At 59.4% G+C, this 20,223-nt stretch carries 20 protein-coding genes; 6 read left to right on the top strand and 14 right to left on the bottom strand.

The window, feature by feature from the left end; translation table 11 throughout:
• Positions 1–133: 133 nt before the first annotated feature.
• From eglC to BN1800_RS15725, 3 genes are all read right to left on the bottom strand, one after another.
• Positions 134–1,567 carry an endo-1,3-1,4-beta-glycanase EglC gene (gene eglC, locus BN1800_RS15735; protein ID WP_086999191.1) on the bottom strand — a complete coding sequence of 478 codons (1,434 nt, stop codon included), beginning with the start codon at positions 1,565–1,567 and terminating at the stop codon, positions 134–136.
• Positions 1,568–1,780: 213 nt separating this feature from the next.
• Positions 1,781–3,091: an HlyD family type I secretion periplasmic adaptor subunit gene (locus BN1800_RS15730; protein ID WP_086999188.1), complete on the bottom strand. Its 1,311-nt coding sequence runs from the start codon at positions 3,089–3,091 to the stop codon at positions 1,781–1,783.
• Positions 3,088–4,830: a type I secretion system permease/ATPase gene (locus BN1800_RS15725; RefSeq protein ID WP_086999185.1), complete on the bottom strand. Its 1,743-nt coding sequence runs from the start codon at positions 4,828–4,830 to the stop codon at positions 3,088–3,090. Before BN1800_RS15725 ends, BN1800_RS15730 begins: the two co-directional genes overlap by 4 nt.
• Before the next feature lie 485 nt (positions 4,831–5,315).
• Here BN1800_RS15725 and BN1800_RS15715 point away from each other — a divergent pair, with 485 nt between their 5' ends.
• The 3 genes from BN1800_RS15715 (at position 5,316) to BN1800_RS15705 (ending at position 8,734) form a co-directional block, all read left to right on the top strand.
• On the top strand, positions 5,316–5,591 hold the full coding sequence (locus BN1800_RS15715; RefSeq protein WP_086999178.1) for a hypothetical protein: 276 nt from the start codon (positions 5,316–5,318) through the stop codon (positions 5,589–5,591).
• Positions 5,592–5,739: 148 nt separating this feature from the next.
• The gene (locus BN1800_RS15710; protein WP_086999175.1) at positions 5,740–7,728 is read left to right on the top strand and encodes a PhoX family protein; all 1,989 of its coding nucleotides are present in this window, start codon (positions 5,740–5,742) and stop codon (positions 7,726–7,728) included.
• Between the two features lie 181 nt (positions 7,729–7,909).
• Entirely contained in the window at positions 7,910–8,734 is an 825-nt protein-coding gene (locus tag BN1800_RS15705) for an inositol monophosphatase family protein (RefSeq protein WP_086999170.1), read from the top strand.
• 7 nt (positions 8,735–8,741) lie between these two features.
• Here BN1800_RS15705 and BN1800_RS15700 read toward each other — a convergent pair whose 3' ends face one another.
• Genes BN1800_RS15700 through BN1800_RS15680 form a run of 5 tightly spaced genes read right to left on the bottom strand, consistent with a single transcriptional unit; the run spans position 8,742 to position 13,549 of the window.
• Complete coding sequence (locus BN1800_RS15700; RefSeq protein ID WP_086999167.1) at positions 8,742–9,590, bottom strand: glycerophosphodiester phosphodiesterase; 849 nt, start codon at positions 9,588–9,590, stop codon at positions 8,742–8,744.
• Entirely contained in the window at positions 9,583–10,662 is a 1,080-nt protein-coding gene (locus BN1800_RS15695) for an ABC transporter ATP-binding protein (protein WP_086999164.1), read from the bottom strand. Before BN1800_RS15695 ends, BN1800_RS15700 begins: the two co-directional genes overlap by 8 nt.
• A 36-nt stretch (positions 10,663–10,698) precedes the next feature.
• A complete protein-coding gene (locus tag BN1800_RS15690) occupies positions 10,699–11,514 on the bottom strand; it encodes an ABC transporter permease (RefSeq protein WP_086999160.1) in 816 nt (271 codons plus the stop codon).
• Positions 11,511–12,404: an ABC transporter permease gene (locus tag BN1800_RS15685; protein WP_086999158.1), complete on the bottom strand. Its 894-nt coding sequence runs from the start codon at positions 12,402–12,404 to the stop codon at positions 11,511–11,513. The genes BN1800_RS15690 and BN1800_RS15685 overlap by 4 nt, the downstream gene beginning before the upstream one ends.
• Positions 12,404–13,549 (bottom strand): extracellular solute-binding protein, encoded by a 1,146-nt coding sequence (locus BN1800_RS15680; protein WP_086999320.1) that lies wholly within the window; start codon positions 13,547–13,549, stop codon positions 12,404–12,406. Before BN1800_RS15680 ends, BN1800_RS15685 begins: the two co-directional genes overlap by 1 nt.
• Positions 13,550–13,834: 285 nt before the next feature.
• Between BN1800_RS15680 and BN1800_RS15675 the strand changes: the two genes are divergently transcribed.
• Together BN1800_RS15675 and BN1800_RS15670 are read left to right on the top strand one after the other, a co-directional pair.
• Positions 13,835–14,059, top strand: coding sequence for a hypothetical protein (locus BN1800_RS15675; RefSeq protein WP_037141715.1), 225 nt, complete (start codon positions 13,835–13,837; stop codon positions 14,057–14,059).
• 264 nt (positions 14,060–14,323) lie between these two features.
• Positions 14,324–14,794 carry a GNAT family N-acetyltransferase gene (locus BN1800_RS15670; RefSeq protein ID WP_086999155.1) on the top strand — a complete coding sequence of 157 codons (471 nt, stop codon included), beginning with the start codon at positions 14,324–14,326 and terminating at the stop codon, positions 14,792–14,794.
• Positions 14,795–14,855: 61 nt separating this feature from the next.
• Here BN1800_RS15670 and BN1800_RS15665 read toward each other — a convergent pair whose 3' ends face one another.
• From BN1800_RS15665 to BN1800_RS41405, 3 genes are all read right to left on the bottom strand, one after another.
• A complete protein-coding gene (locus tag BN1800_RS15665) occupies positions 14,856–15,056 on the bottom strand; it encodes a hypothetical protein (RefSeq protein ID WP_086999152.1) in 201 nt (66 codons plus the stop codon).
• 119 nt (positions 15,057–15,175) lie between these two features.
• A complete protein-coding gene (locus BN1800_RS15660; protein ID WP_143533982.1) occupies positions 15,176–16,048 on the bottom strand; it encodes a LysR family transcriptional regulator in 873 nt (290 codons plus the stop codon).
• A gap of 142 nt (positions 16,049–16,190) precedes the next feature.
• Positions 16,191–16,334 (bottom strand): hypothetical protein, encoded by a 144-nt coding sequence (locus BN1800_RS41405; protein ID WP_179213799.1) that lies wholly within the window; start codon positions 16,332–16,334, stop codon positions 16,191–16,193.
• Between BN1800_RS41405 and BN1800_RS15655 the strand changes: the two genes are divergently transcribed.
• Positions 16,333–17,364, top strand: a complete 1,032-nt coding sequence (locus BN1800_RS15655) for an aldo/keto reductase (RefSeq protein ID WP_086999145.1) — start codon at positions 16,333–16,335, stop codon at positions 17,362–17,364. The two genes, BN1800_RS41405 and BN1800_RS15655, sit on opposite strands and share 2 nt — an antisense overlap.
• Positions 17,365–17,379: 15 nt before the next feature.
• On the opposite strand, the gene BN1800_RS15650 is transcribed toward BN1800_RS15655, so the two are convergent.
• Genes BN1800_RS15650 through BN1800_RS15640 form a run of 3 tightly spaced genes read right to left on the bottom strand, consistent with a single transcriptional unit; the run spans position 17,380 to position 20,173 of the window.
• Entirely contained in the window at positions 17,380–18,450 is a 1,071-nt protein-coding gene (locus tag BN1800_RS15650) for an ABC transporter ATP-binding protein (RefSeq protein WP_086999142.1), read from the bottom strand.
• Positions 18,447–19,274 carry a carbohydrate ABC transporter permease gene (locus tag BN1800_RS15645; protein WP_086999139.1) on the bottom strand — a complete coding sequence of 276 codons (828 nt, stop codon included), beginning with the start codon at positions 19,272–19,274 and terminating at the stop codon, positions 18,447–18,449. Before BN1800_RS15645 ends, BN1800_RS15650 begins: the two co-directional genes overlap by 4 nt.
• Entirely contained in the window at positions 19,271–20,173 is a 903-nt protein-coding gene (locus BN1800_RS15640) for a carbohydrate ABC transporter permease (RefSeq protein ID WP_086999135.1), read from the bottom strand. Before BN1800_RS15640 ends, BN1800_RS15645 begins: the two co-directional genes overlap by 4 nt.
• Positions 20,174–20,223 lie beyond the last annotated feature (50 nt).

Genomic DNA, 20,223 nt, shown 5'->3' with positions numbered 1-20,223 from the left:
AATAAAATCTTCTTAGTGCCCCGCATTGGGCTGCTGGTTGAGCGCCACCTCCGTGGCGCTCAGGAGCACGACGTATTCCTGCCGCGTTCGTGAAAACATTTCAGTTTTCACCTCACGCTTCAGTCTCCGTCGTTCAAATGTGCCAGTCCGTTGTCGCAGACTGGGCGCTGGCAGTGGCAGGAGCGTCATCGAGCGAATAGGCATGGATGTAGTCTATCTTCATCTCAGCGCCGTCGCTAAAGCTGGCTCCCGGAGTTCCGGCGGTACCGCCCACGGCCAGGTTGACCAGCATGTACATCGGGTCGTGCATGTCGGCCGGCGTATCGGCATGCGCAACGGCGACGTCATCGAAATACCAGACGATCTGATCTTCGTCCCACAAGACGCCATAGGTGTGAAAACCGTCGGTGCTCGGGACCTTGACCGGCGTCAACTCCGATGTGCGCGAGCCGGTTTCGTTGCTGTGGACCGTCACGTTGACGGTGTTCGGGTCCTGCCCCCGCATCTCGACGACATCGAGTTCGGGTGGCCACGATCCGTCCGCAGGAAGGAGCCAGAAGGCCGGCCAGGCGCCCTGTTCGGCCGGCATGTCGGCGCGAACTTCGAAGTAACCGTAGGTCTGGGCGAAAGAGGAATGCGTGTTCAGGAGCCCCGACGTATAATCGTAACCATCTATCTGCGATTGGATCGCTGCAGAGGCCGGCGCCGCCTTAATTGTCAGCACCCCGTTGTTGACAGAGAAGGGATTGACGGCCGAGGTCGCAGAATAGGACGGGTTGATATACCACTGGAGCTCCCCATTGGCGGAGAGAGTGCTGCCCTTCTCCGGCGCCCACCAGAATTTGGCATCCCAAACGCCCTGGTCGCCATTGCGCAGCGACAGGCTGTTGAATTCGTCCGCAAATGTGGGTGTGAGTGCGGACCGGTCGAGCGTCAGCTGGAATTGATCGGCATCAAGGTCGGCAACCGTCTTGTTCGCAAAGACCAGGCTTTCTCCGCCGCCAAGATCAAGCCGGAGGTTGGAACCCTCCTGCGTCAAGTGGCTCACGACCTGATCGAAGGTCGAAAGTCCGTAGCCGTTCAATCGGACAGTATCGTCGGTGCTGAAATCGACGATAAGGTCGCTGCCATTGCCGCGCGTGAGGATGAAGGTATCAGCACCGCCGGCGCCAATGAGGACGTCATTTCCCCCACGACCATCTATCGTCTGGCTGCCGGACCCGCCGGTGATGATATTATCCACAGCATTGCCAAAGGCGTAGCGGCCACTGCCGGTCACGGTCAGATTTTCGAAGTTCGCAGGGAGCGTATAGCTCATCCAGGTGCTGATCGTATCGACCCCGGCGTTCGGGGCCTCGACGGCGCGATTGATGCTGGAATAGAGATAGTAGATATCGTCGCCCGTTCCACCCTGCATGGTAACGTTTACGGAGCTGTCGCCCCAGATCGAATCATTGCCGCTCGTGCCGTTCAGCACGGAGCCTGAACCTTTGGCCGAGAACCAGGCGCTCGATGCACCGCTATAAAAGAGTGATTTACCAACGGCGTTCGTAACCGAGCTTGCCATATATAATTCTCCTTCGTTTTCTGCCTTGTGATCAATAGACGACGATTTAGGCGGTTTTGACACCTGTCGATTTGGTTTTGAGCGTCAGCCTCCACGGAAAGCCTGCAACAGACCTAATGGAAACATGGCCGCGCGCTCGCTGCTGTGCCATCATCTGGCGTTCGGATCATGTTGATCCATTGTGAGACGGCGAATATTCGCGCGCCCAATCACTCAATCCTCCTTGAAAGCACGAGCCACCTGATCGGTCAGCGGCTTCGTCAGATAGGCGAGAGCGGTTCGTGCGCCCGTTTGCACGAAAGCTTCCACCGGCATGCCGGGGACCGGAATCAGATCGCCCAATCGTTTCCATTCGTTCTCAGGAACAGAAATCCGGACTGTATAGTATGCCGTGCCCGTCTGCCGATCCGTCGTCAGGTCAGCAGCCACCTGCTGCACAACGCCATTGATCTCGGGCGTGTTTCTTTGGTTGAAGGCGGAAAGCCGCAGCGTGACTTGCTGGCCGACGGAAACCTGATCGATGTCCTGGGGCAAAACACGGACTTCCGGTATCAGCCTGTCGCGGGCGGGAACGATCTGCAGGATCGGCTCGCCAGGCGGAACAACGGCGCCGGCGGCATGGACCGTAAGCTGATGCACGATGCCCGCCTGAGGCGCCCGGATGTCGACACGCTGCAGCTCGTCTTTCGCGGCAACCAATCGCTCGGAGAATTCACCGATGTCGCTCTGCGTCTTGCGCAGTTCGTCCGATACCTCACTGCGATGATCGTCGTCGACCTGAATGATCTGCAACTCCGTCTCGGTCACCTTGCCGTTCGTTTCGGCAAGGCTTGCGACGAGACTGCCGAGTTCACCCGTCAAGCGCGCCGATTCACGTTCAAGCGCATAGAGGCGGTTGACTGGGACGATACCTTGGTCGAACAGACGCCTGACGCTCGCAAGCTCTTTGTCGATGAGTGCCATCTCCGCCTTCTTGCCGGCCTGCTGTGCGAGAAGTCCCTCCATTTGCTGCCGCAATTGCTGGATGCGCTCGTGCAATTGAGCCTTCCTGCTGGCGCGCGATGTCCGCCGATCTTCGAACAATCGCCGTTCGCCATTGATGATGCCGCCCTCCTCGGCATCGATACCCTGCTCCAGCAGGCTAGCGGGAAAGGTGATCTCCTCAACGCCATCCCGTTCGGCACCCAGCCTGGCGGCTGCGGCGGACAGTTCGTTCAAACGCCGGGAAATGATCGCCCTGTTTGCCCGCAATTGCGTGTCGTCCAGATGCACCAGGATCTGCCCAGCCTCCACAAGCCCGCCGTTTTTGACGAAGATTTTCCCGACAGTGCCTCCCTTTTGATGCTGAACGGGTTTGACATAGCTGTCGACGACGAGCGTGCCACTCGCAATCACCGCGCCGGAAAGATAGGTCGTGGCTCCGAGGCCGCCGACCACGCCAACCAGAAGCAGGACCAGCGCGAGTGCGATCGTCGTAAGGCGGCTGATCGCGGCTTCGGATATCGGAGCTGGCTTGCCGGTCAACTGTCACCTCCCGCGATGACGGTCAGCGTGTTGCTGCGCTGAGTCGTCGAAACTGTTGCCTTTTTCAGAACCTCGTCTTTCGGCCCGAAGGCCTGGAGCTGGCCGTTTGCGAGAACGAGAACGAGATTGGCGGCGGCCAAAGCACTCGGCCGGTGAGCAATGACAATGGCAATGCCCTTGCGCGCCCGGATGTCGGCGATCGCCTGGGCAAGCGCTGCCTCGCCGTCGCTGTCGAGGTTCGAATTCGGCTCATCGAGAACGACGAGGAAAGGATCGCCGTAAAGCGCGCGCGCCAGGCCGATGCGCTGGCGCTGTCCGGCAGAGAGCATCGAACCGTTTTCGCCGATCTGTGTATCGAAGCCGTCGGGGAACTGCACGATCATCTCGTAGACGCCCGCAGCCTTTGCCGCGGCGATGATCTTCTCGGATGGGGCATTTCTGTCAAAACGGGCGACATTCTCGGCGATGGAGCCGTCGAAAAGCGACACCTCCTGCGGTAGATAGCCGATCGACCGACCGAGCGATGACGGGTCCCACTGATCAAGCGATGCCTTATCGAGACGTACCGCGCCGCCCATAGGTCTCCAGAGGCCGACAAGTCCGCGGGCAAGCGACGACTTCCCCGATGCGCTCGGTCCGATGATGCCGACGGCATCCCCGGCCTCCGCCTTGAACGAGATTCCCCGCAGGACCATCGTGCGGGTACCGGGGACTGCAAGGTGAAGCGCTTCCACGGCAAGACTTGCGGTGGGTGCTGGCAGGTCGACGTGCCGTTTGTCGGCTGGCAGCAGATCCAGATGCTTCGTCAGCCTGCTCCAGCTTTGCCGGGCGGCGACAAAGCCTTTCCATTGTCCGATTGCAAGCTCAACTGGCGCCAGTGCCCTGCTGACGAGGATGGAGCTTGCAATCATGATGCCGGGCGTCGCCTCTTGCCTGACGACGAGGACAGCGCCAACCGCCAGAACGCCGGATTGCAGCATCATCCGAAGGACTTTCGAGATCGCTGTCAGACTGGTGGTGAGCGTTGTCGCCGAGATATGATTCGCAAGATACCGGTTGTTGACCTCCGTCCATTTGGCGGCCAGCAGCGAGCCGAATCCCATGGCCAGCACGGCCTCGGAGTTCCGCCGTGTCGCTTCGGCAAGGTTCAGCCGCCGCGCCGCCAGCTCCGCGGCAATCTTTGCGGGCCTGCGGGATTTGTATTCGGCAAGCGCCGCGAGGCCTATCAAAAGAATTGCCCCCCCAAGTGCCGTGACGCCGATCCAGAAGTGAAAGAGAAAGCACAGGCCGATGTAGAAAAGCATCCATGGCATGTCGAACAATGCCGTAGGCCCGGGACCTGAGAGGAAGCCTCGCACGGTGTCGAGATCGCGGATCGACTGCAGGCCGTCGCCCGGCATTCGCATCCGCGAGGGCAACAGGATGAGGGAGCTAAAGATATCGCCTCCCAGACGTTCGTCGACGGCGGCTCCGGCGCGCATCAAAAGCATCGACCGGATAAAATCGAGCAATCCCTGGAAGATGAAGAGGGTCGCCGCAATGATCGCAAGCCCGGCAAGCGTCGGCAGGCTTCGGCCCGGGATCACCCGATCATAGACTTGCAGCATGAAGAAAGAGCCGGTGAGCGCCAGTATGTTGACGATGCAGCTTGTCGCTCCGACACCGAGGAAAGCGCGCTTGAGGGAAAAAAGCGCCGCCACAAGGAAAGCCTGTGGTGGGCTGGATTTTTCATTCGCCATGCAGCGCTCCGCGGTTACATCATCGACGAAGCGGAAGCCGTCTTCGTACGGATATTCAATATTGCGTTCTTCAGCTTGAGGCCATTGTTAGCATCCCATGTGGCCGACGTGACCCCCTTAAAAAATTTCTTTCGGTCTAAATTAAGGACCGCTTTATGTCGGACGCAGGTGAAGGCCCGCTGTGCAGCAACGAGATCGATTGCACACACGCGGCTCGCCTTGCGGATGAAGTTCTCGCCCACTATCTCGATGTCGGTGTAAGGCTGAAGCCAGCCACGCGACCTGCGGTGCCCTAGCCTGGAGCGTTTGTCAGCGGTGTAGGTTGCGGGGCACAATCTGGCCTCGCCGGTAACCTTTCATTAACCTTGTCGGCCTATCGATGGCTGGCTGCTTTTCGGCGATAACAAAGCAGCATGCGGCGTCCTGAGTCTCATAGATTCGTGCCTGCCGCTCTTGGACTGGACATCTTCTCCAAGGAGGTTGCAATGCAACTGATCGCTCTACCAGATACGTTCAGCCTGATCGGCAATGATGCGATTATCGTCATGAAGGCCGACGATACGCATCAAGCCGTATGTGTCACGAAAGACGCGCTCGCAAATGTTCAGGCCGCGCCTGACGCGCGGTGGCTGCCGCAGGATCTCAGCGTGCTCGAACACATCGCGAGCCGGAAATTCGATCATGGCGAGATCGCCTTCGATGGCCGAATCTGGATCACGGCGAAGGATATCCAAAACTGGCATAAGATGACGCGGCATTAGCGTCCAGAGTACTCCACCCGCCGCCTCGATAAGAATACCCGACCCGAAGGTGCCGAAAAGGCAGTTTGTCGCATTTCCGTAATGTGGCAGCCCTAAGTTTAGAATGGCTCCAAAACTAGGGGCCAATTCTCAACTTTGGAGGCATCCCATGAACGAACATCTTTCTCAAAAGATATTCCCCACGACGCAACTTGAAGACGCGGATGGCGAAGGCCACAATTCAAGTCTCAATCCGACGATGGGCGAGATCATCAGCAAACGTTTTTCGCGCCGTAATTTCCTCCAGGGTTCGCTTGCCGTTGCCGCCATTACCGCGACCGTCAGCCCGGTCGCCTTGATGACGGCGGAAAAGGCGCGTGCGAACGGCGCTTCGGCCTTCTCCTTCCCGGAAGTCGAGGCAGGCGTCGATGCCAACCATCACGTCGCCGAAGGTTACAACGCCGACGTTCTCCTGCGTTGGGGCGACGCGCTGTTCCCAGACTCGCCGGCCTTCGATCCGGCCAAGCAGACCGCAGAAGCCCAGCGCCGCCAATTCGGCTACAATAACGACTATGTCGGTTTCATCCCGCTCGAAGGCTCTTCGACACACGGGCTGCTCGTCGTAAACCACGAATATACCAACCCGCACCTGATGTTCCCCGGCATCGTCAAGATCGTCGATGGGAAGATCTCCCAGGACAAGCTCAGCAAGGAACAGGTCGACGTCGAAATGGCCGCGCATGGCGGTACGATCGTCGAGATCCGCAAGGTCGACGGAAAGTGGCAGGTCGTTCCGGAAGGCAGCCACAACCGCCGCATCACAGCCACCACGGAAATGCAGCTTACCGGCCCGGTCGCCGGTCATGATCGCGTCAAGACTTCAGCGGATACGACGGGCACACGTGTCATCGGCACGCTCAACAACTGTGCCGGCGGCGTGACCCCTTGGGGCACTTACATCATGGCGGAAGAGAATTTCCACGGCTATTTCTCCGGCGAACTGCCGGAAGGCCATAAGGAAGCTGCCAATTACAAGCGCTATGGCGTGCCGGAGGGGAGCTACGAGTGGGGCAATTACTACGACCGCTTCGACCTCTCCAAGGAACCGAACGAGCCGAACCGTTTCGGATGGATCGTCGAAGTCGACGTCATGGATCCGACTGCAACTCCGAAGAAGCGCACTGCTCTTGGCCGTACCAAGCATGAGGGTGCCGCATCGATCGTCAGCAAGGATGGTCGCGTGGTTTTCTATCTCGGCGACGACGAACGCTTCGACTACGTCTACAAGTTCGTGACTTCGGGAACGCTCAATGCGACCGATCGTGCTGCCAATCTTGATCTCCTCGATGAGGGCACGCTTTATGTGGCCAAATTCGCAGAAGACGGGACCTTCCAGTGGCTGCCGCTCGTCTTCGGCCAGGGGCCGCTGACGGCCGAAAACGGCTTTGCCAGCCAGGCTGACGTTCTCATCGAAACGCGCCGCGCCGCCGACATGCTCGGTGCGACGAAAATGGATCGGCCGGAAGACATCGAGCCGAATGCCGTTAACGGCAAGGTCTATGTCATGCTGACCAACAACAGCAAGCGCAAGGCCGATCAGGTGGATGCCGCCAACCCACGCGCCGAAAATGCCTTCGGCCACATCATCGAGATCACGGAAGAAGGTGGCGATTTCGCTGCGACTTCAGGCAAATGGGAAGTGCTCTTGAAGTGCGGCGATCCTACGGTTGCCGAAGTCGGCGCGACTTTCTCGACCGAAACCTCGAAGAACGGCTGGTTCGGCATGCCGGATAACTGTGCAGTCGATTCGGCCGGCCGTCTTTGGGTCTCAACGGACGGCAACAACAACAAGGCCACCGGCCGCACTGACGGCCTGTGGGCAGTCGACACTGAGGGTGACGCCCGCGCCACCTCGCGCCTCTTCTTCCGCGTCCCGGTCGGCGCCGAGCTCTGTGGCCCGCTCTTCGCCCCGGATGACGAAACGGCTTTCGTCGCTGTGCAGCATCCCGGCGATGGCGGTGATGACTGGGCTGGCCACGGGCGTCCGTCTTATTACGAGGATCTTTCCACCCGTTGGCCGGATTTCAAGGACGACATGCCCGTGCGCCCGTCCGTACTTGCCATCACCAAGATCGGCGGCGGCAAGATCGGCGTCTGAGACGGCGCTTTTGACAGAGCTTTTGGTAGCCGGGACGAGCACGTCGTCTCGGCTACCTTTATTCGCACGAACACCATCCCGTCTGGATGTGCGCCCTCTCCGCGTCACAAAAGCTTCATGCGCCTCTGCGAAAGCTTCGAGGCAAACGAAATCCGCCATCCGATTCATAAGAATTCTCTTCATGACATCCTCCTCAGTTTCCACCCGCTTGTCACCGGCGGCCTCGCCACGCCTTGAGCTCCTCGCGAAAACCGCGCTGAAAGCAGGAGAAACCGCCCGCAAGTCGCTAAAGCGGCGGCTGGTGAGCGAGATCGTATCGAAGGCACCGCGTGACTATCAGACGGAAATTGATGTGGCCGTCGAACGGATCATCGTCGATGAAGTGACGAAAGCCTTTCCTACCTACGCGATCAGGGGGGAGGAAGCCGTCGGCAATCGTGATGCCGACGCAGGCATACCGACCATCTACATCGACCCAATCGACGGCACGACCAACTTCGCCTGGGGAATTCCGCATTTCGGCATGACGATCTCGATCGCCGAGGGCGGCCGCATCGTGGCTGGCATCGTCTATGATGCGATGCAGGATGAATTGTTCAGTGCCGAGGCCGGTGGCGGCGCTTATCTGAACGGCGAACCGATCCGCTGCATCGAGAACGCGGAAATCGAAAATGTCCTCATCGGCGCCGGACTGCCCGTTCCGGGACAAGTGAAAGCCGTCACCGAGGATATTTATTTCAACGCGCTCAAGCGGCTGATGGCCAATACGGCAGGTGTACGCCGGCTCGGCTCGGCAGCACTTTCGATTGCCTATGTGGCATGCGGACGGCTGGACGGCTTCTTCGAAGACGGCCTGTCGCTGCATGATTATGGCGCGTCGGCCCTTCTGGTCGAAGAGGCAGGCGGACAGGTTTCGGCCTTTTCCGGCGGGCCGGTCACGGCAAACGGCGATATCCTCGCCGCAAACAGGGCGATCCATCCGTGGCTTGCCCAGGGCTTCAACTGATCTCGACTTACAGGTGCTTGAGCAGAAGCGCTTCCAGCCCGACCGGATCGTCGGTGGTGATCTGATCCGCTTTCAGCGCAAGGAGCCGTAGAATCTTTGGCAAAGCCTCGGGGACGGCTGCCGTGATGGTATAGGTATCGACGCGGCGGCCGATGCGGTGGAAGGCGCCAATGAGATCATAACCTGCAGCGTCGGCGAAGAGCACCAGCTCGTGGTCCAGATAGATCATTTTCGCGCGCGGCGATGCCGCCAGCGCCGTTTCCACGAAACCCCCGAAATCGCGACTTTCCATCAAGCGCTCAATGGCTCCGTCGTAACAGGGATCATAGCCAACAAGCATGTCGGGAACCGCACGGGAAAGCCGTTCGACGGCTCTAGCGTCACCGCCCGACAAGATGACCGACCGTGCCACCGACGACATCGCCGAGGTAAAGGCGGTGATATCCACATCGCGGATGCTAGCCGACTCCTCCTTGAGATCCAGCTGCAGAACGGCGTTCTCATGGCATCCGCCCGCGAGAAGAAGCTGTCCGAGATCGCCGATCAGCATCACCGGGTGATCCGTCGGCAGACCGGCCTGATCGCGCAACTGCAAGCCGCGCAGATACTCCTCCGATGCATCGAGGACACGGCCCGTGCCCGTCGTTGCGCGATCGAGCGTTTCATCGTGAAGAACCGCGAAACCTTCACCGCGAAAACGAACCAGATCGATCTCGACGCTGGCGCCGAGCAGCATGCCTTCTGCGATCCGCCGGCGCGTGAATGAGATATCACCGGCAAAGCGATGGCCGCGATGCCATTTCAGCCAGGTCCGGTGCCCGTCCCTCTCGATGGCGATGCCCCTGCGGTCAGACATGGCCGAACACCCGATTGGTTTGCAGCTCGCCGGAAGCTGCCGATTGATGGATGAGCTTGTTGTCGCGAAAAGCGAAATAGGCGGTGGCTGTCGGTTCGACAAGGGAACCCCTTGTCCAATCGACATCCGGTGGCGTCATTGCCTTCAGCCGCGCTCCATCCGCAAGGTCGATGTCGACGATCCTGTGCGTGCCGAAATCGATGCTGCGATGGACAATGGCAGTGTTTGGCTTTTTGGAGGGACTGAGCAAGAGCGCTTCCGGACGGAAGGCAAGCACGGCGTCGCCGTCCTCGACAGGGACGGCAAGCGGGAAGTCTGGATGCTCGCTGATCCCGTTGCGGATGTTTGCGCGAACAAAATTCATGGAGCCGATGAAACCTGCCACGAATTCGGTTTTCGGTTCGCGGTAGATTACGTCCGGTGGCGCGATCTGGTCCGTGCCGCCGTCGCGCATGACGACGATCCGGTCGGCAAGGGCGAGCGCCTCGTCCTGCCCATGCGTGACAAAAAGCGTCGTGATACCGAGGCGCTGCTGGATGTCGCGCACCTCCTCCCGCAGGCGCTCGCGCAAATGCTGGTCGAGACTGGCAAAGGGCTCGTCGAGCAGCAGGATCTTCGGCTCGAGTACGAGGGAGCGCGCCAGCGCCACACGCTGTTGCTGCCCGCCCGAAAGCTGCGTCGTCATCCGGTTTCCATAGTTCGAAAGGCCGACAAGCGCGAGCGCGTTTTCGACGCGCTCCTTGATCTCGGATTTCGGCATCCTGCGAATCTTCAACCCGAAGGCGATGTTGTTGAAGACGTCCATATGCGTCCAGAGGGCATGGCTTTGAAACACCATGCCGGTCGGGCGTTTTTCCGGCGGAAGCGCCGTGATATCCTTGGCGTCGACAAGAATAGAACCCGCGCTTGGTCGCTCGAAGCCGCCGATCATGCGAAGGAGCGTCGACTTGCCGGAACCGGATGGTCCAAGCAGGCAGACGAGCTCGCCATCATCGACGTCGAGCGAGAAATCGCGCACCGCGAATGAAGCGCCGAAGGTCTTCGAAACCCCCTTGATCGTCAAGCGTGCCATCTCAAGCCTTTCTTCGGGTCGTACCCGATCTGCGCGTCACGCGCCGAAACCGCGGGCAAAGGCGCCTGTTCCGACGACGCGGCGGGCAAACATCAGCGCGATGAAGGATGGCACCCACAACATGACCGAAAGGACCGCGCCATACTGCACGACGATCTGGTTGTTAATGAAAGTGATCATCAGCACTGGCATCGTGCGGATCTCCGGCGCGCCGATCAGCCACGCGCCCTCCGTTTCGTAGAAGGTACCGACGAAGGTGAGCAAAAGCGCGGCCACGATTGTCGGTGCGGCCTGCGGAAGGGTGATCGACCAGAATACCCGCAGCGGGGCTGCCCCTGCATCCTGCGCCGCTTCCTCCATGCGCCGGTCGACATTCTGAAATGCCGCGACGGGGATCCAGATCATCAGCATCAGCGTACCGACGAGCTGGATCAGGACGACGCCCCAGAAGGTGCTGATCAGGCCGAGCTGCAGAAAAATTCCGGCGATCGCGACAAGCAGTCCGAACTTCGGAAAGGCGTGCGACGCGAGAAAGGATAGAAAAAGGATGTTTTTGCCGGGAAAGGTCAGGCGCGCAAAGGCGTAAGCCGCGGGAAGGCAGATCACGGCCGACAGCAGCGTCACCGTCGCCGTCAGCCGCAGGCTAAGAAAAAGCGATTCCCAGACGTCGCTGCGCGATAGCGTCTGCGACCAGAAGCGCAGCCCGAACTGCTGCGGGATAACGGAGGGATAACGCCAGACTTCCGTGAAGGCCCAGGTGCCGACGACGATCAGCGGAAGCGCGATGAACAGCGTCAGCAGCGCCGCAAACAAGATGCCTGTCCAATCGATCCTTGCCGCACCAAGGCTCATCGGACGGCCTCCCGGTTTTTTGCGATCGAGCGAACATAGAAGATCCCGAAGATCAGGCAGAAACCGAAGGTGATGACGGCTTGTGTCAGCGCATTCAGCGGATCATTGAGGTCGGAGAAGGTGCGCTGCATGAAGGGACCCATCATCTCCGGCGAAGCAGGGCCAAGCACATAGGGTAGCGTGAAGGACGAAAAGATGCCAAGCACCGCGAACGAGGCCGTCACGAGAAACGAATTGCCCATGCGCGGCATGATGATCGAAACGAAGACCCGCAGCGGCGAGGCGCCGACATCTCGAGCGGCTTCAATCGAGCTTTTTGCAATGTTGCCCAATCCGGCCGTCAGCATCAGTACCGTCAGGGGAAGATTGTCCCAGACGAGACCGATCACCGGCCCCCAGGGCGTGAGATAGGGAGAAGGCAGCTTCGGAAGCCCGACAGCGTTGAGCAGAATGTCGACAGTGCCGTTCGGACCTATGGTGCGGATGAGCGCGTAAGAAAGGATGATCGACGGGACGAACATCGGAAAGATCGCGAGACCTTGGACATAGGCTGGTAAGCGTCCTTGCGAAAAGCGCAGATAGAGGGCGATCGGCAAGCCTGTGACGAGAAGCAGCAAGCCGCAAACCACCGTCGTCCAGAGCGTGAGCCAGAGATTGGTCAGGCTATAGGCATCGCTGAAGAAAAAGCGGTAGGAGGCGAGCGAAAATGCCGTAGCACCATCCGGTTGGCGTACGAAGATCGTGCCGATGACTGCGGCGATGATCGGATAGACGATCAGCCAGCCGAGCAGAAGAACCGGCAGGGCGACCAGAAGAAGCCCCGCCGAAGCATTCATGCTGACTGGCGCGCGCCAGCGCGTCAGCGATGGTAGCGCAAGATCCCTGCGCATCAGGTGCGGCTGATGCCTGGTGCGACATTGCGGTACCAGCCGTCGTTGATCGCTGGCTCCCAATCGCCGCTCGGGAAGGTCGGGATCGATGCCGGGACGACGTCGGCATATTTCTGGCGGAGATCATCCGAGATGTGATCCCAGGAGATGCCGGGGAAGCCGCCGATCTCGGTAATGATCGCTTCCTGCATCTCCTTGGTCAGCAGGAAAGCTGCAAGCTTCAAGGCGACGTCCTTATGCGCGCCGTTCGACAGCACCGTCATGCGCGAGAAATTGCCGCAAAGCGCGAGATCGCCAAGCTGAATGAGGCTGGTCGTTTCCGGCAGAACGCCTTGCGAAATCGCCTGCAAAACCTGGTCCGACCAGACCGGAACCATGGTGACGACGCCTTGGGCAAGAAGTTGGATCGATTGGGTGTTGCCGGCCGTATAGGCGCCCTTTTCGTAAAGCGACGGGGCAAGATCATTGAGGATCGCCCAGGCAGGCGTCAGCGTCTGGCTGGCATAATCGGCCGAGAAGTTGTCGATGGTGAACTTCTTCGGATCGCGACCGTTGGCCTCATGGATCGCACGGCGAACGAAGTTGCTGCCCGAACCGCCTTTGTCGGGACGATTGTAGATGAACTGGCCGGGATTGGCCTTGATCCATACCGTCAGTTGCTCCCACGTCTTCGGCGCATCCTTGGGATCGAGCTTTGTGTTGTCGTAAGCAAGAAGAACCTGCGAGCCGCGATAGGGAAGCGAATACTCGTTATCGAAACCCAGCGGATTGACGCGGTCGAAGCCTTCGATGTTCTCCGCCGAGAATTTGACCCAGAGGCCGGCGTCGATCCCGCCTTTCGGCAGGCGCGGGTCGAAGGTTTCGAAAATGTCTGCCTGCGGATCGGTCTTGGTCTGGAGGGCCGCCAGCGCGCGATCGGCAATGGCGCGCAGGCCGGTGTTGTCGCCGGCGTCGGTTACCTTCAGGGCAATCTCAGGGTGGGCCTTTTCGAAAGCCGGACGCACGATATTGTTCCAGAAGTCGACGATATTGGCGTCGGAGGGGCTGTAGAGGTCGATCGTCTGTGCTGCCGCCGAAGCGAAACGCGGCACGGCCAGAAGAGCTGTTGCGGCTGACGATGTGATAAGAAACTCGCGTCTGTTCATGACCGTCTCCATTCGGTTTTTCGAGGCCGTGCCCCTCGTGGCTGATGGAGCTAGCTAACGCTGACGCGTGACATCGGGATGACAAAAGGGTCTATGTGCGGGATTTTTTGCACAGCCGTGCATTTCATCTCCTCGAACTGGAAAAACATCGAGTGCGCAGGCGGATTCGAGGCTTTTGATGCGGCCTATGGTTTAGGCCCGTCCTGCGGCCATCTTTTCGCCGTCGCTTTTACATTAGATTGTAATCAATCGCGGTTAGATTGTTTTCCTCATCAGGAGGCAACTATGCGCGATATGACCATGTCAGAGATATTGAGCGATCCGCTGATCCGTCAGCTTATGCGCGCCGACAGGGTATCACTTGACGTTCTCGCAACATTGCTTCGAGACGCTGCAGAACGCGTTGACGCGCAGGCGAACAAGAGCATGACCGCCGTCGTGCGGCCAGATCACAATAACAATGCGTTACCGAAGACGCTCGGCGAGGTCATGCAAACGGAAGCAGTCTAGCATTGAGAGCCTGGCGCGGCCCTTGTGGACAACGGCCGTACACCTCAATCGGCTGTAGCCGCAGCAGCTTGTGATTATGCCGGAGGGGTGATAGGTGCGTTTTCATCCCGAGGGAGCATGCTGTGTTTGCCGTAGCGGCAATTTTAGCACTCACCCGCCACGGCGCTGGAAGTGATGGTCCTTAGGCTTGCTACAGGCGAAACGCCAGCTCCCCGTTCCGCCTCAGCGCACCCCCCCCCGGGCCACACGAGATGTCGAGAAAGAATGATCGTCGAAGCAACTACTTGTGACTTTGAAGCGCTGCTGAAAGGCACCGCGCCTCGCAATCTTCGCGTTGTTCGCGACGGCACGATCGCACCTCCAGACGTGCTGGAAATGCTGAGTAAGCTTGCCGACGAGATTCGCCCCTGGTTCGCGCCGTCGGCCTGGCTGATCGTAGGCGAGGATGAGGTCGTTGGTCTTTGCTCCATAGTCAGAGTTCCCCAGGGCGGGGATATCCATATCGGCTACGGGGTGGCGCCAGCGCGACAAGGCCGTGGATACACGAGCAGGGCTATTGGCGAACTACTTTCATGGGGGCGTGCTGACCCGCGCGTCGTCCAGATATCCGCGGAGACAGGCGTCAAGAACATCGCGTCCCAACGCGTTCTGGAGCGCAACGGGTTCATCCGCATCGGCGAACGTGTCGACATGGAAGATGGCCCGCTGATCTGTTGGCGAGCAATGACCGCCTAAGTCCGCATGCTGGGTCCTATGTGGATGCCATCTACCGTGGTTGGGGTGCGCTGCATGGTTGTTACTCCCCGCCGAGCCTGCGGGTGACAAACACGGCCACGCCACCGATCCCCAGGACGATGAGTCCCCACAGAATCCAGATGCTTTGATTGATCATAAAACTCGAGGACGGGTACGGGAAAAATCCGCTCCCCTGGCCGATCCAGATCAATCCGAGCAGGATCAAAATCGTCCCGAGTGTGTAACCGAATTTCCGTCTCATTTGCCATCCCTCTCGCATACCACTGGATGCCGACGATAGACCGATCATACGCCGGCGCTGCCTCGATAGCACCTACAACTCATGGCCCCTCAGGTGCGGGTCGAACTTAGATGCTGGCGCTATCCCTTTCCGATAATCTCCTCGAAGCGTCTCGGCAGTGCATCGCCCGATGCTGCCGATGAAGCCAATACGACTTCCCAGCATGCATCGGCGTCTTTCAGACGGCAAACACTCAGTATCTGAGCCCGGCTGCAGGCTACCGATTCCGGCACGAGTGCGATGCCCAGCCCGTGTCCGACGAGTTCCATCAATGTGCCGAGGTCGCTCACCTCGAATGCGATCTTGCGATCAATATTCGCTCTCAGAAATAGATCATCTATGATCTTGCGCGTACCCAAATCCTGCTCGAATTCGACAAAGGCATGAGATGCAATTTCGCCAAGAGAAACAAACTCGCTTGATGCAAGCGAATGCGTCTTGTTGCAGACGACGACCAGTTCTTCGCAGGCGATCGTGACGGTTGCAATGTCGCTCGGGGGATCGAACATCGGCAGGAACGCGAGGTCGAGTTTGCCGTTCCTGACCTTCTCCAGCAGATGGGCCGCCCCGCCCTGTATCAGGCGCACGTCGATATGCGGATGACGCTCATGAAAACGGGCAAGCAGAAGCGGCAGATCGAGAAATGCCGGAAGGCCCTGAACGGTTCCCAGGTTCAGCTTGCCAGATTTCGCCTGGGTAACGGCACTTACCGCTTCCCGTGCATCCTTCGCTGCCTGAAGGACGATCTCCGCCTTCTCGAGCAGCGCCCTGCCGGCGGCTGTCAGCCGCACCTTTCGAGTGGTGCGGACGAAGAGCTGCGCCTTCAGCTCGTCTTCCAATGCCCGGACCGAACTCGATAGGGCGGACTGAACGATGTTTAAGCGTTGCGCGGCTTTCGTAAAATGCTCGGCCTTTGCTGCAGCGACAAAATATTGGAGCTGGCGTAGTTCCACTGGATCCTCATTATGCAAAGAAATCGATCAATCTTATCTAAATCTTCCGTTTGAATGATGGAAGCGCCTGACGCATTCTCTCGCTGTGTTATCGGCACAGCTTCTTCCTCACGTGACCCATCCTATTCTTCACTCACCCGATTCACGAGTGCCTTCTCAGGCCTTGCACTTCGAAGGCTGCAGAAGAAAAGGAAGCAATGGCTGCGGCACCGCCGTCAGTGCCGATGATGCTGAGATAGTGGCCGCCCTTGGTGTCGCGGCCTTGATGTTCATTGGAGGTAAGCATGGATTATCGCAAACTCGGTCCGAGCGGCACGATCGTGACCGCATATTGTCTCGGCACGATGACCTTCGGCGCAGAGGCTGACGAAGCCGCCTCTCACAGGTTGCTCGACGACTATTTCGCCTGGGGCGGCAATTTCATCGATACTGCCGATGTCTATAGCGCCGGCAAATCCGAAGAGATCATCGGGCATTGGCTGAAGGCGCGGCCAACCGAGGCAAAGCAAGCTGTGATCGCGACTAAAGGTCGCTTTCCGATGGGTTCGGGTCCGAACGATATCGGCCTTTCGCGCAAACACCTCCACCAAGCGCTCGACGACTCCCTCCACCGTCTCGGCGTCGAGCATATCGATCTCTACCAGATGCATGCCTGGGACGCGCTGACGCCGATCGAGGAGACGCTGCGTTTCCTCGATGACGCCGTTTCAGCCGGCAAGATCAGCTATTACGGCTTCTCCAACTATGTTGGTTGGCACATTGCCAAGGCTTCCGAGATTGCCAAGGCGCGCGGCTACACACGACCGGTGACGCTTCAGCCGCAATACAATCTGCTGATGCGCGATATCGAGCTTGAAATCGTCGCCGCCTGCCAGGATGCCAGCATGGGGTTGTTGCCCTGGTCACCGCTCGGCGGCGGCTGGCTGACGGGCAAGTACAAGCGCGATGAGATTCCGATCGGCGCAACCCGCCTTGGCGAAAATCCAACGCGCGGCGGCGAGGCCTTCGAAGCCCGCAATGCGCAGGATCGTACCTGGGCCATCATCGGTGCGGTCGAGGACATCGCGAGAGCCCGCGGCGTCAGCATGGCGCAAGTTGCCCTTGCCTGGACGGCGGCGCGTCCTGCGGTGACCTCCGTCATTCTGGGCGCGCGAAACCCCGAGCAGCTCGCCGACAATCTTAGCGCCGCCAGTCTCGTGCTTTCGATTGAGGAGACTGCCAGGCTCGATGAGGTCAGCGCACCGACACCCGGGCAATATCCCTATGGTGAGCACGGCATCAACCAGCGCCACCGCAAAATGGAAGGCGGCCGCTAGCTTTTGAAGGCGGCGTCAGATCCTGACGCCGCTTGCCTCGTCGAAGAGGTGCAGCTGAGCCGGATCGACGACCGCGCCGACGGTGTTCCCCGCCTGCGCGCTGCCACGGCCGGTTTCGACGATGGTGAGTTCCGGCTCGGTTGCCGCGGTGATGAAGGTCGAGGAACCGGTGGATTCGACGACGGCGACCGGGACATCGAAGGTGCCCTGCCCTTCGCCGGTGATGCCGATATGTTCGGGGCGGATGCCGGCCGTCACCTTGCGGCCGGGCTGCAGTTTGCCGGCAAGCGCCAGCTTCTGCTTGAGCGGACCGAGGTCGAGCGTCAGGCTTGCACCATCTTCGCCGACGATCGCCGGGATGAAGTTCATCGCGGGTGAGCCGATGAAGCCGGCAACGAACTTGTTGGCGGGCGTGTCGTAAAGATCAAGCGGCCTGCCCTGCTGCTCGATGATGCCCTCGCGCATGACGACGACGTGATCGGCCATGGTCATAGCCTCGATCTGATCATGCGTGACGTAGACCGATGTCGCATGAAGCCGATCGTGCAAGGCTCTGATTTCCTTGCGCATATGAACGCGCAGCGCCGCATCCAAATTGGACAGCGGTTCGTCGAAGAGGAATGCCTTCGGATGACGGATGATGGCGCGGCTCATGGCGACGCGCTGACGCTGGCCACCGGAAAGCTCGCGCGGATAGCGCTTCAGGAGATGCGACAGGCCGGTGGTGGTGGCGACTTCCTCGGCGGCTTTCTTCGCCTCGGCTTTCGCGACGCCACGGATCCGGAGACTGTAAGTCAGGTTCTGCTCGACGGTCATATGCGGATAAAGCGCGTAGGACTGGAAGACCATGGCCACATCGCGCTTGCGCGGCGGCACGTTGTTCATCAGCTCGCCAGCGATCTTAAGGTCGCCTTCGGAGATGCTTTCAAGGCCCGCCAGAGACCGCAGAAGCGTGGATTTGCCGCAGCCGGAGGGACCGACGAGGGCCACGAACGTTCCCTTGGCGATCGATAGGTTGATGTTCTTGAGAGCGTGGAAGGCGCCATAGTGCTTGTTGACGCCGGCAAGCTCGATCTGAGTGGTCATTTGAGGGCTCCCGAGGTGAGGCCGGATACGATGCGGCGCTGCAAGAGAACGAAAATGGCGAGGATCGGCGTCACATACATCGTGGCGTAGGCCATGATATTGTTCCACTCGTTGGTGTTCGGTCCCATGAAGGAATTGAGACCGACGCTCGCCGGCTGAAGCTCGGCGGCCTGGATCATCGACTTAGCGTAGACGAATTCGCCGAAGGCCTGCATGAAGATGAGGATCGCACTGACAAGGATGCCGTTCCGGGCAAGCGGCAGGACAATGTTGAAGAAGGCGCCGACGCGGGAATTGCCGTCGACGAGGGCGGCCTCCTCGAGTTCCTGCGGCACCGCCATGAAGGTGGCACGGACGAGGACGACGAAGAATGGCATGCTTTTCGCAGCAATGGCGATGATAACAGCAAGGCGCGGATAGTTGAGCATGCCGAACTGCGAGAAACCGACGAAGATCGGCGTGACCATCAGCGAAGCAGGAAGAACCTGCAGCATCAGGATGAGGAACAGGCCGATATCCACCCAAACATTGCGGTAGCGCGCCAGCACGTAGGCGCAGCCGACGCCGAGAACGGTGATGAGCGTGACGGAGCCGATGGCGATGACCAGCGAATTCCAGAGATAGCGGCCCATGTTCCGGCTTTCCCAGACATAGGCGTATGTGCCCCATTGCGGCGAGGAAGGCCAGAAGCTCGGCGGCGTGGCAAACATCTCCGAGCCGCTTTTGAGCGTCGTGATATACATCCAGTAGAGCGGAAAGAGATAGATCGCCGCCATGACGATGGCGATCGCGAGCATCAGGCGGTTGCGGTTCGTCTCGCTCATCCGCGCACCTCATGGCGTGTCGAGCGTACATAGACGACCGCGGCGATCATGACGAAGACGATCATGATCACGGAGATTGTAGCCCCTTTGGCGAAGTCGTATTGGCGGAAGGACAGGTCCCAGGCCCAGTATTGCGTCACGTTCGAGGAATTGTTCGGCCCGCCGGAGGTGATCGCCGCGAAAAGGTCAAACTGCTGCAGCGTGAAGATCAGGCCGAGCGCGACGATGGCGCCGATTGTCGAGCGCATCATCGGCAAGGTGATGGTCCAGAAGCGCTGCCAGGCATTGGCGCCGTCGAGTTCGGCTGCCTCGTAGAGATCGCCTGGAATGCTGGACAGGCCGACGGAGAGAAGGATCATGTTGAACGCAGTGCCGAGCCAGACATTGGCGATGACGACGGCATAAAGAGAGTAGTGTGGGTCCGAGCGCCAGAAGATGTTGCCGCTGATGATGCCACTTTCTTTCAGGATGAAATTCAACACGCCGAAGTCACCGGAGAGAATCCAGTTCCAGATGGCGCCGACAACGAGGCCGGGCATGACCCAGGAGACGAGGAAAAGACCGCGCAGCCACGATGCGCCGGGAAAATTCACCCAGAAAAATAACGCCAGGCCGAAGCCGATCAGGAACTGGCCAGCGATGGATCCGATGACGAAAATTGCCGTGTTGCGAAGGATCGGCCAGGTTTCCGGCAGCGCGAACAGGTCGGTGTAGTTCTTGAAGCCGACGAAAGGACGCGAGAAGGTGCCGAGGCTGAACATATCGACCTCTTGGAAACTCATCACGACGTTGTAGATGAGTGGCAAGCCTGCCATCACGAACAGAAAGATGAGCGGAAAGGCGACTAGCGCGATATCGAAACCGCGGCCGTCCCTGACGCTGGAAAGAATCCTTTTCATCGGTCCTCCGATACTCCGAACGGGGCTGCCTGATGCTTTCGCTTATAGGC

It is taken from the genome of Rhizobium sullae (genome assembly GCF_900169785.1).
Classification (GTDB): domain Bacteria; phylum Pseudomonadota; class Alphaproteobacteria; order Rhizobiales; family Rhizobiaceae; genus Rhizobium; species Rhizobium sullae.
This window is presented reverse-complemented; position numbering and strand designations above follow the sequence as displayed.

Excerpts from the sequence above, each read along its gene's own strand:
- eglC (WP_086999191.1), bottom strand. The coding sequence starts at position 1,567 with ATGGCAAGCTCGGTTACGAACGCCGTTGGTAAATCACTCTTTTATAGC.
- BN1800_RS15725 (WP_086999185.1), bottom strand. The coding sequence starts at position 4,830 with ATGGCGAATGAAAAATCCAGCCCACCACAGGCTTTCCTTGTGGCGGCG.
- BN1800_RS15715 (WP_086999178.1), top strand. The coding sequence starts at position 5,316 with ATGCAACTGATCGCTCTACCAGATACGTTCAGCCTGATCGGCAATGAT.
- BN1800_RS15710 (WP_086999175.1), top strand. The coding sequence starts at position 5,740 with ATGAACGAACATCTTTCTCAAAAGATATTCCCCACGACGCAACTTGAA.
- BN1800_RS15705 (WP_086999170.1), top strand. The coding sequence starts at position 7,910 with ATGACATCCTCCTCAGTTTCCACCCGCTTGTCACCGGCGGCCTCGCCA.
- BN1800_RS15700 (WP_086999167.1), bottom strand. The coding sequence starts at position 9,590 with ATGTCTGACCGCAGGGGCATCGCCATCGAGAGGGACGGGCACCGGACC.
- BN1800_RS15695 (WP_086999164.1), bottom strand. The coding sequence starts at position 10,662 with ATGGCACGCTTGACGATCAAGGGGGTTTCGAAGACCTTCGGCGCTTCA.
- BN1800_RS15690 (WP_086999160.1), bottom strand. The coding sequence starts at position 11,514 with ATGAGCCTTGGTGCGGCAAGGATCGATTGGACAGGCATCTTGTTTGCG.
- BN1800_RS15685 (WP_086999158.1), bottom strand. The coding sequence starts at position 12,404 with ATGCGCAGGGATCTTGCGCTACCATCGCTGACGCGCTGGCGCGCGCCA.
- BN1800_RS15680 (WP_086999320.1), bottom strand. The coding sequence starts at position 13,549 with ATGAACAGACGCGAGTTTCTTATCACATCGTCAGCCGCAACAGCTCTT.
- BN1800_RS15675 (WP_037141715.1), top strand. The coding sequence starts at position 13,835 with ATGCGCGATATGACCATGTCAGAGATATTGAGCGATCCGCTGATCCGT.
- BN1800_RS15670 (WP_086999155.1), top strand. The coding sequence starts at position 14,324 with ATGATCGTCGAAGCAACTACTTGTGACTTTGAAGCGCTGCTGAAAGGC.
- BN1800_RS15665 (WP_086999152.1), bottom strand. The coding sequence starts at position 15,056 with ATGAGACGGAAATTCGGTTACACACTCGGGACGATTTTGATCCTGCTC.
- BN1800_RS15655 (WP_086999145.1), top strand. The coding sequence starts at position 16,333 with ATGGATTATCGCAAACTCGGTCCGAGCGGCACGATCGTGACCGCATAT.
- BN1800_RS41405 (WP_179213799.1), bottom strand. The coding sequence starts at position 16,334 with ATGCTTACCTCCAATGAACATCAAGGCCGCGACACCAAGGGCGGCCAC.
- BN1800_RS15650 (WP_086999142.1), bottom strand. The coding sequence starts at position 18,450 with ATGACCACTCAGATCGAGCTTGCCGGCGTCAACAAGCACTATGGCGCC.
- BN1800_RS15645 (WP_086999139.1), bottom strand. The coding sequence starts at position 19,274 with ATGAGCGAGACGAACCGCAACCGCCTGATGCTCGCGATCGCCATCGTC.
- BN1800_RS15640 (WP_086999135.1), bottom strand. The coding sequence starts at position 20,173 with ATGAAAAGGATTCTTTCCAGCGTCAGGGACGGCCGCGGTTTCGATATC.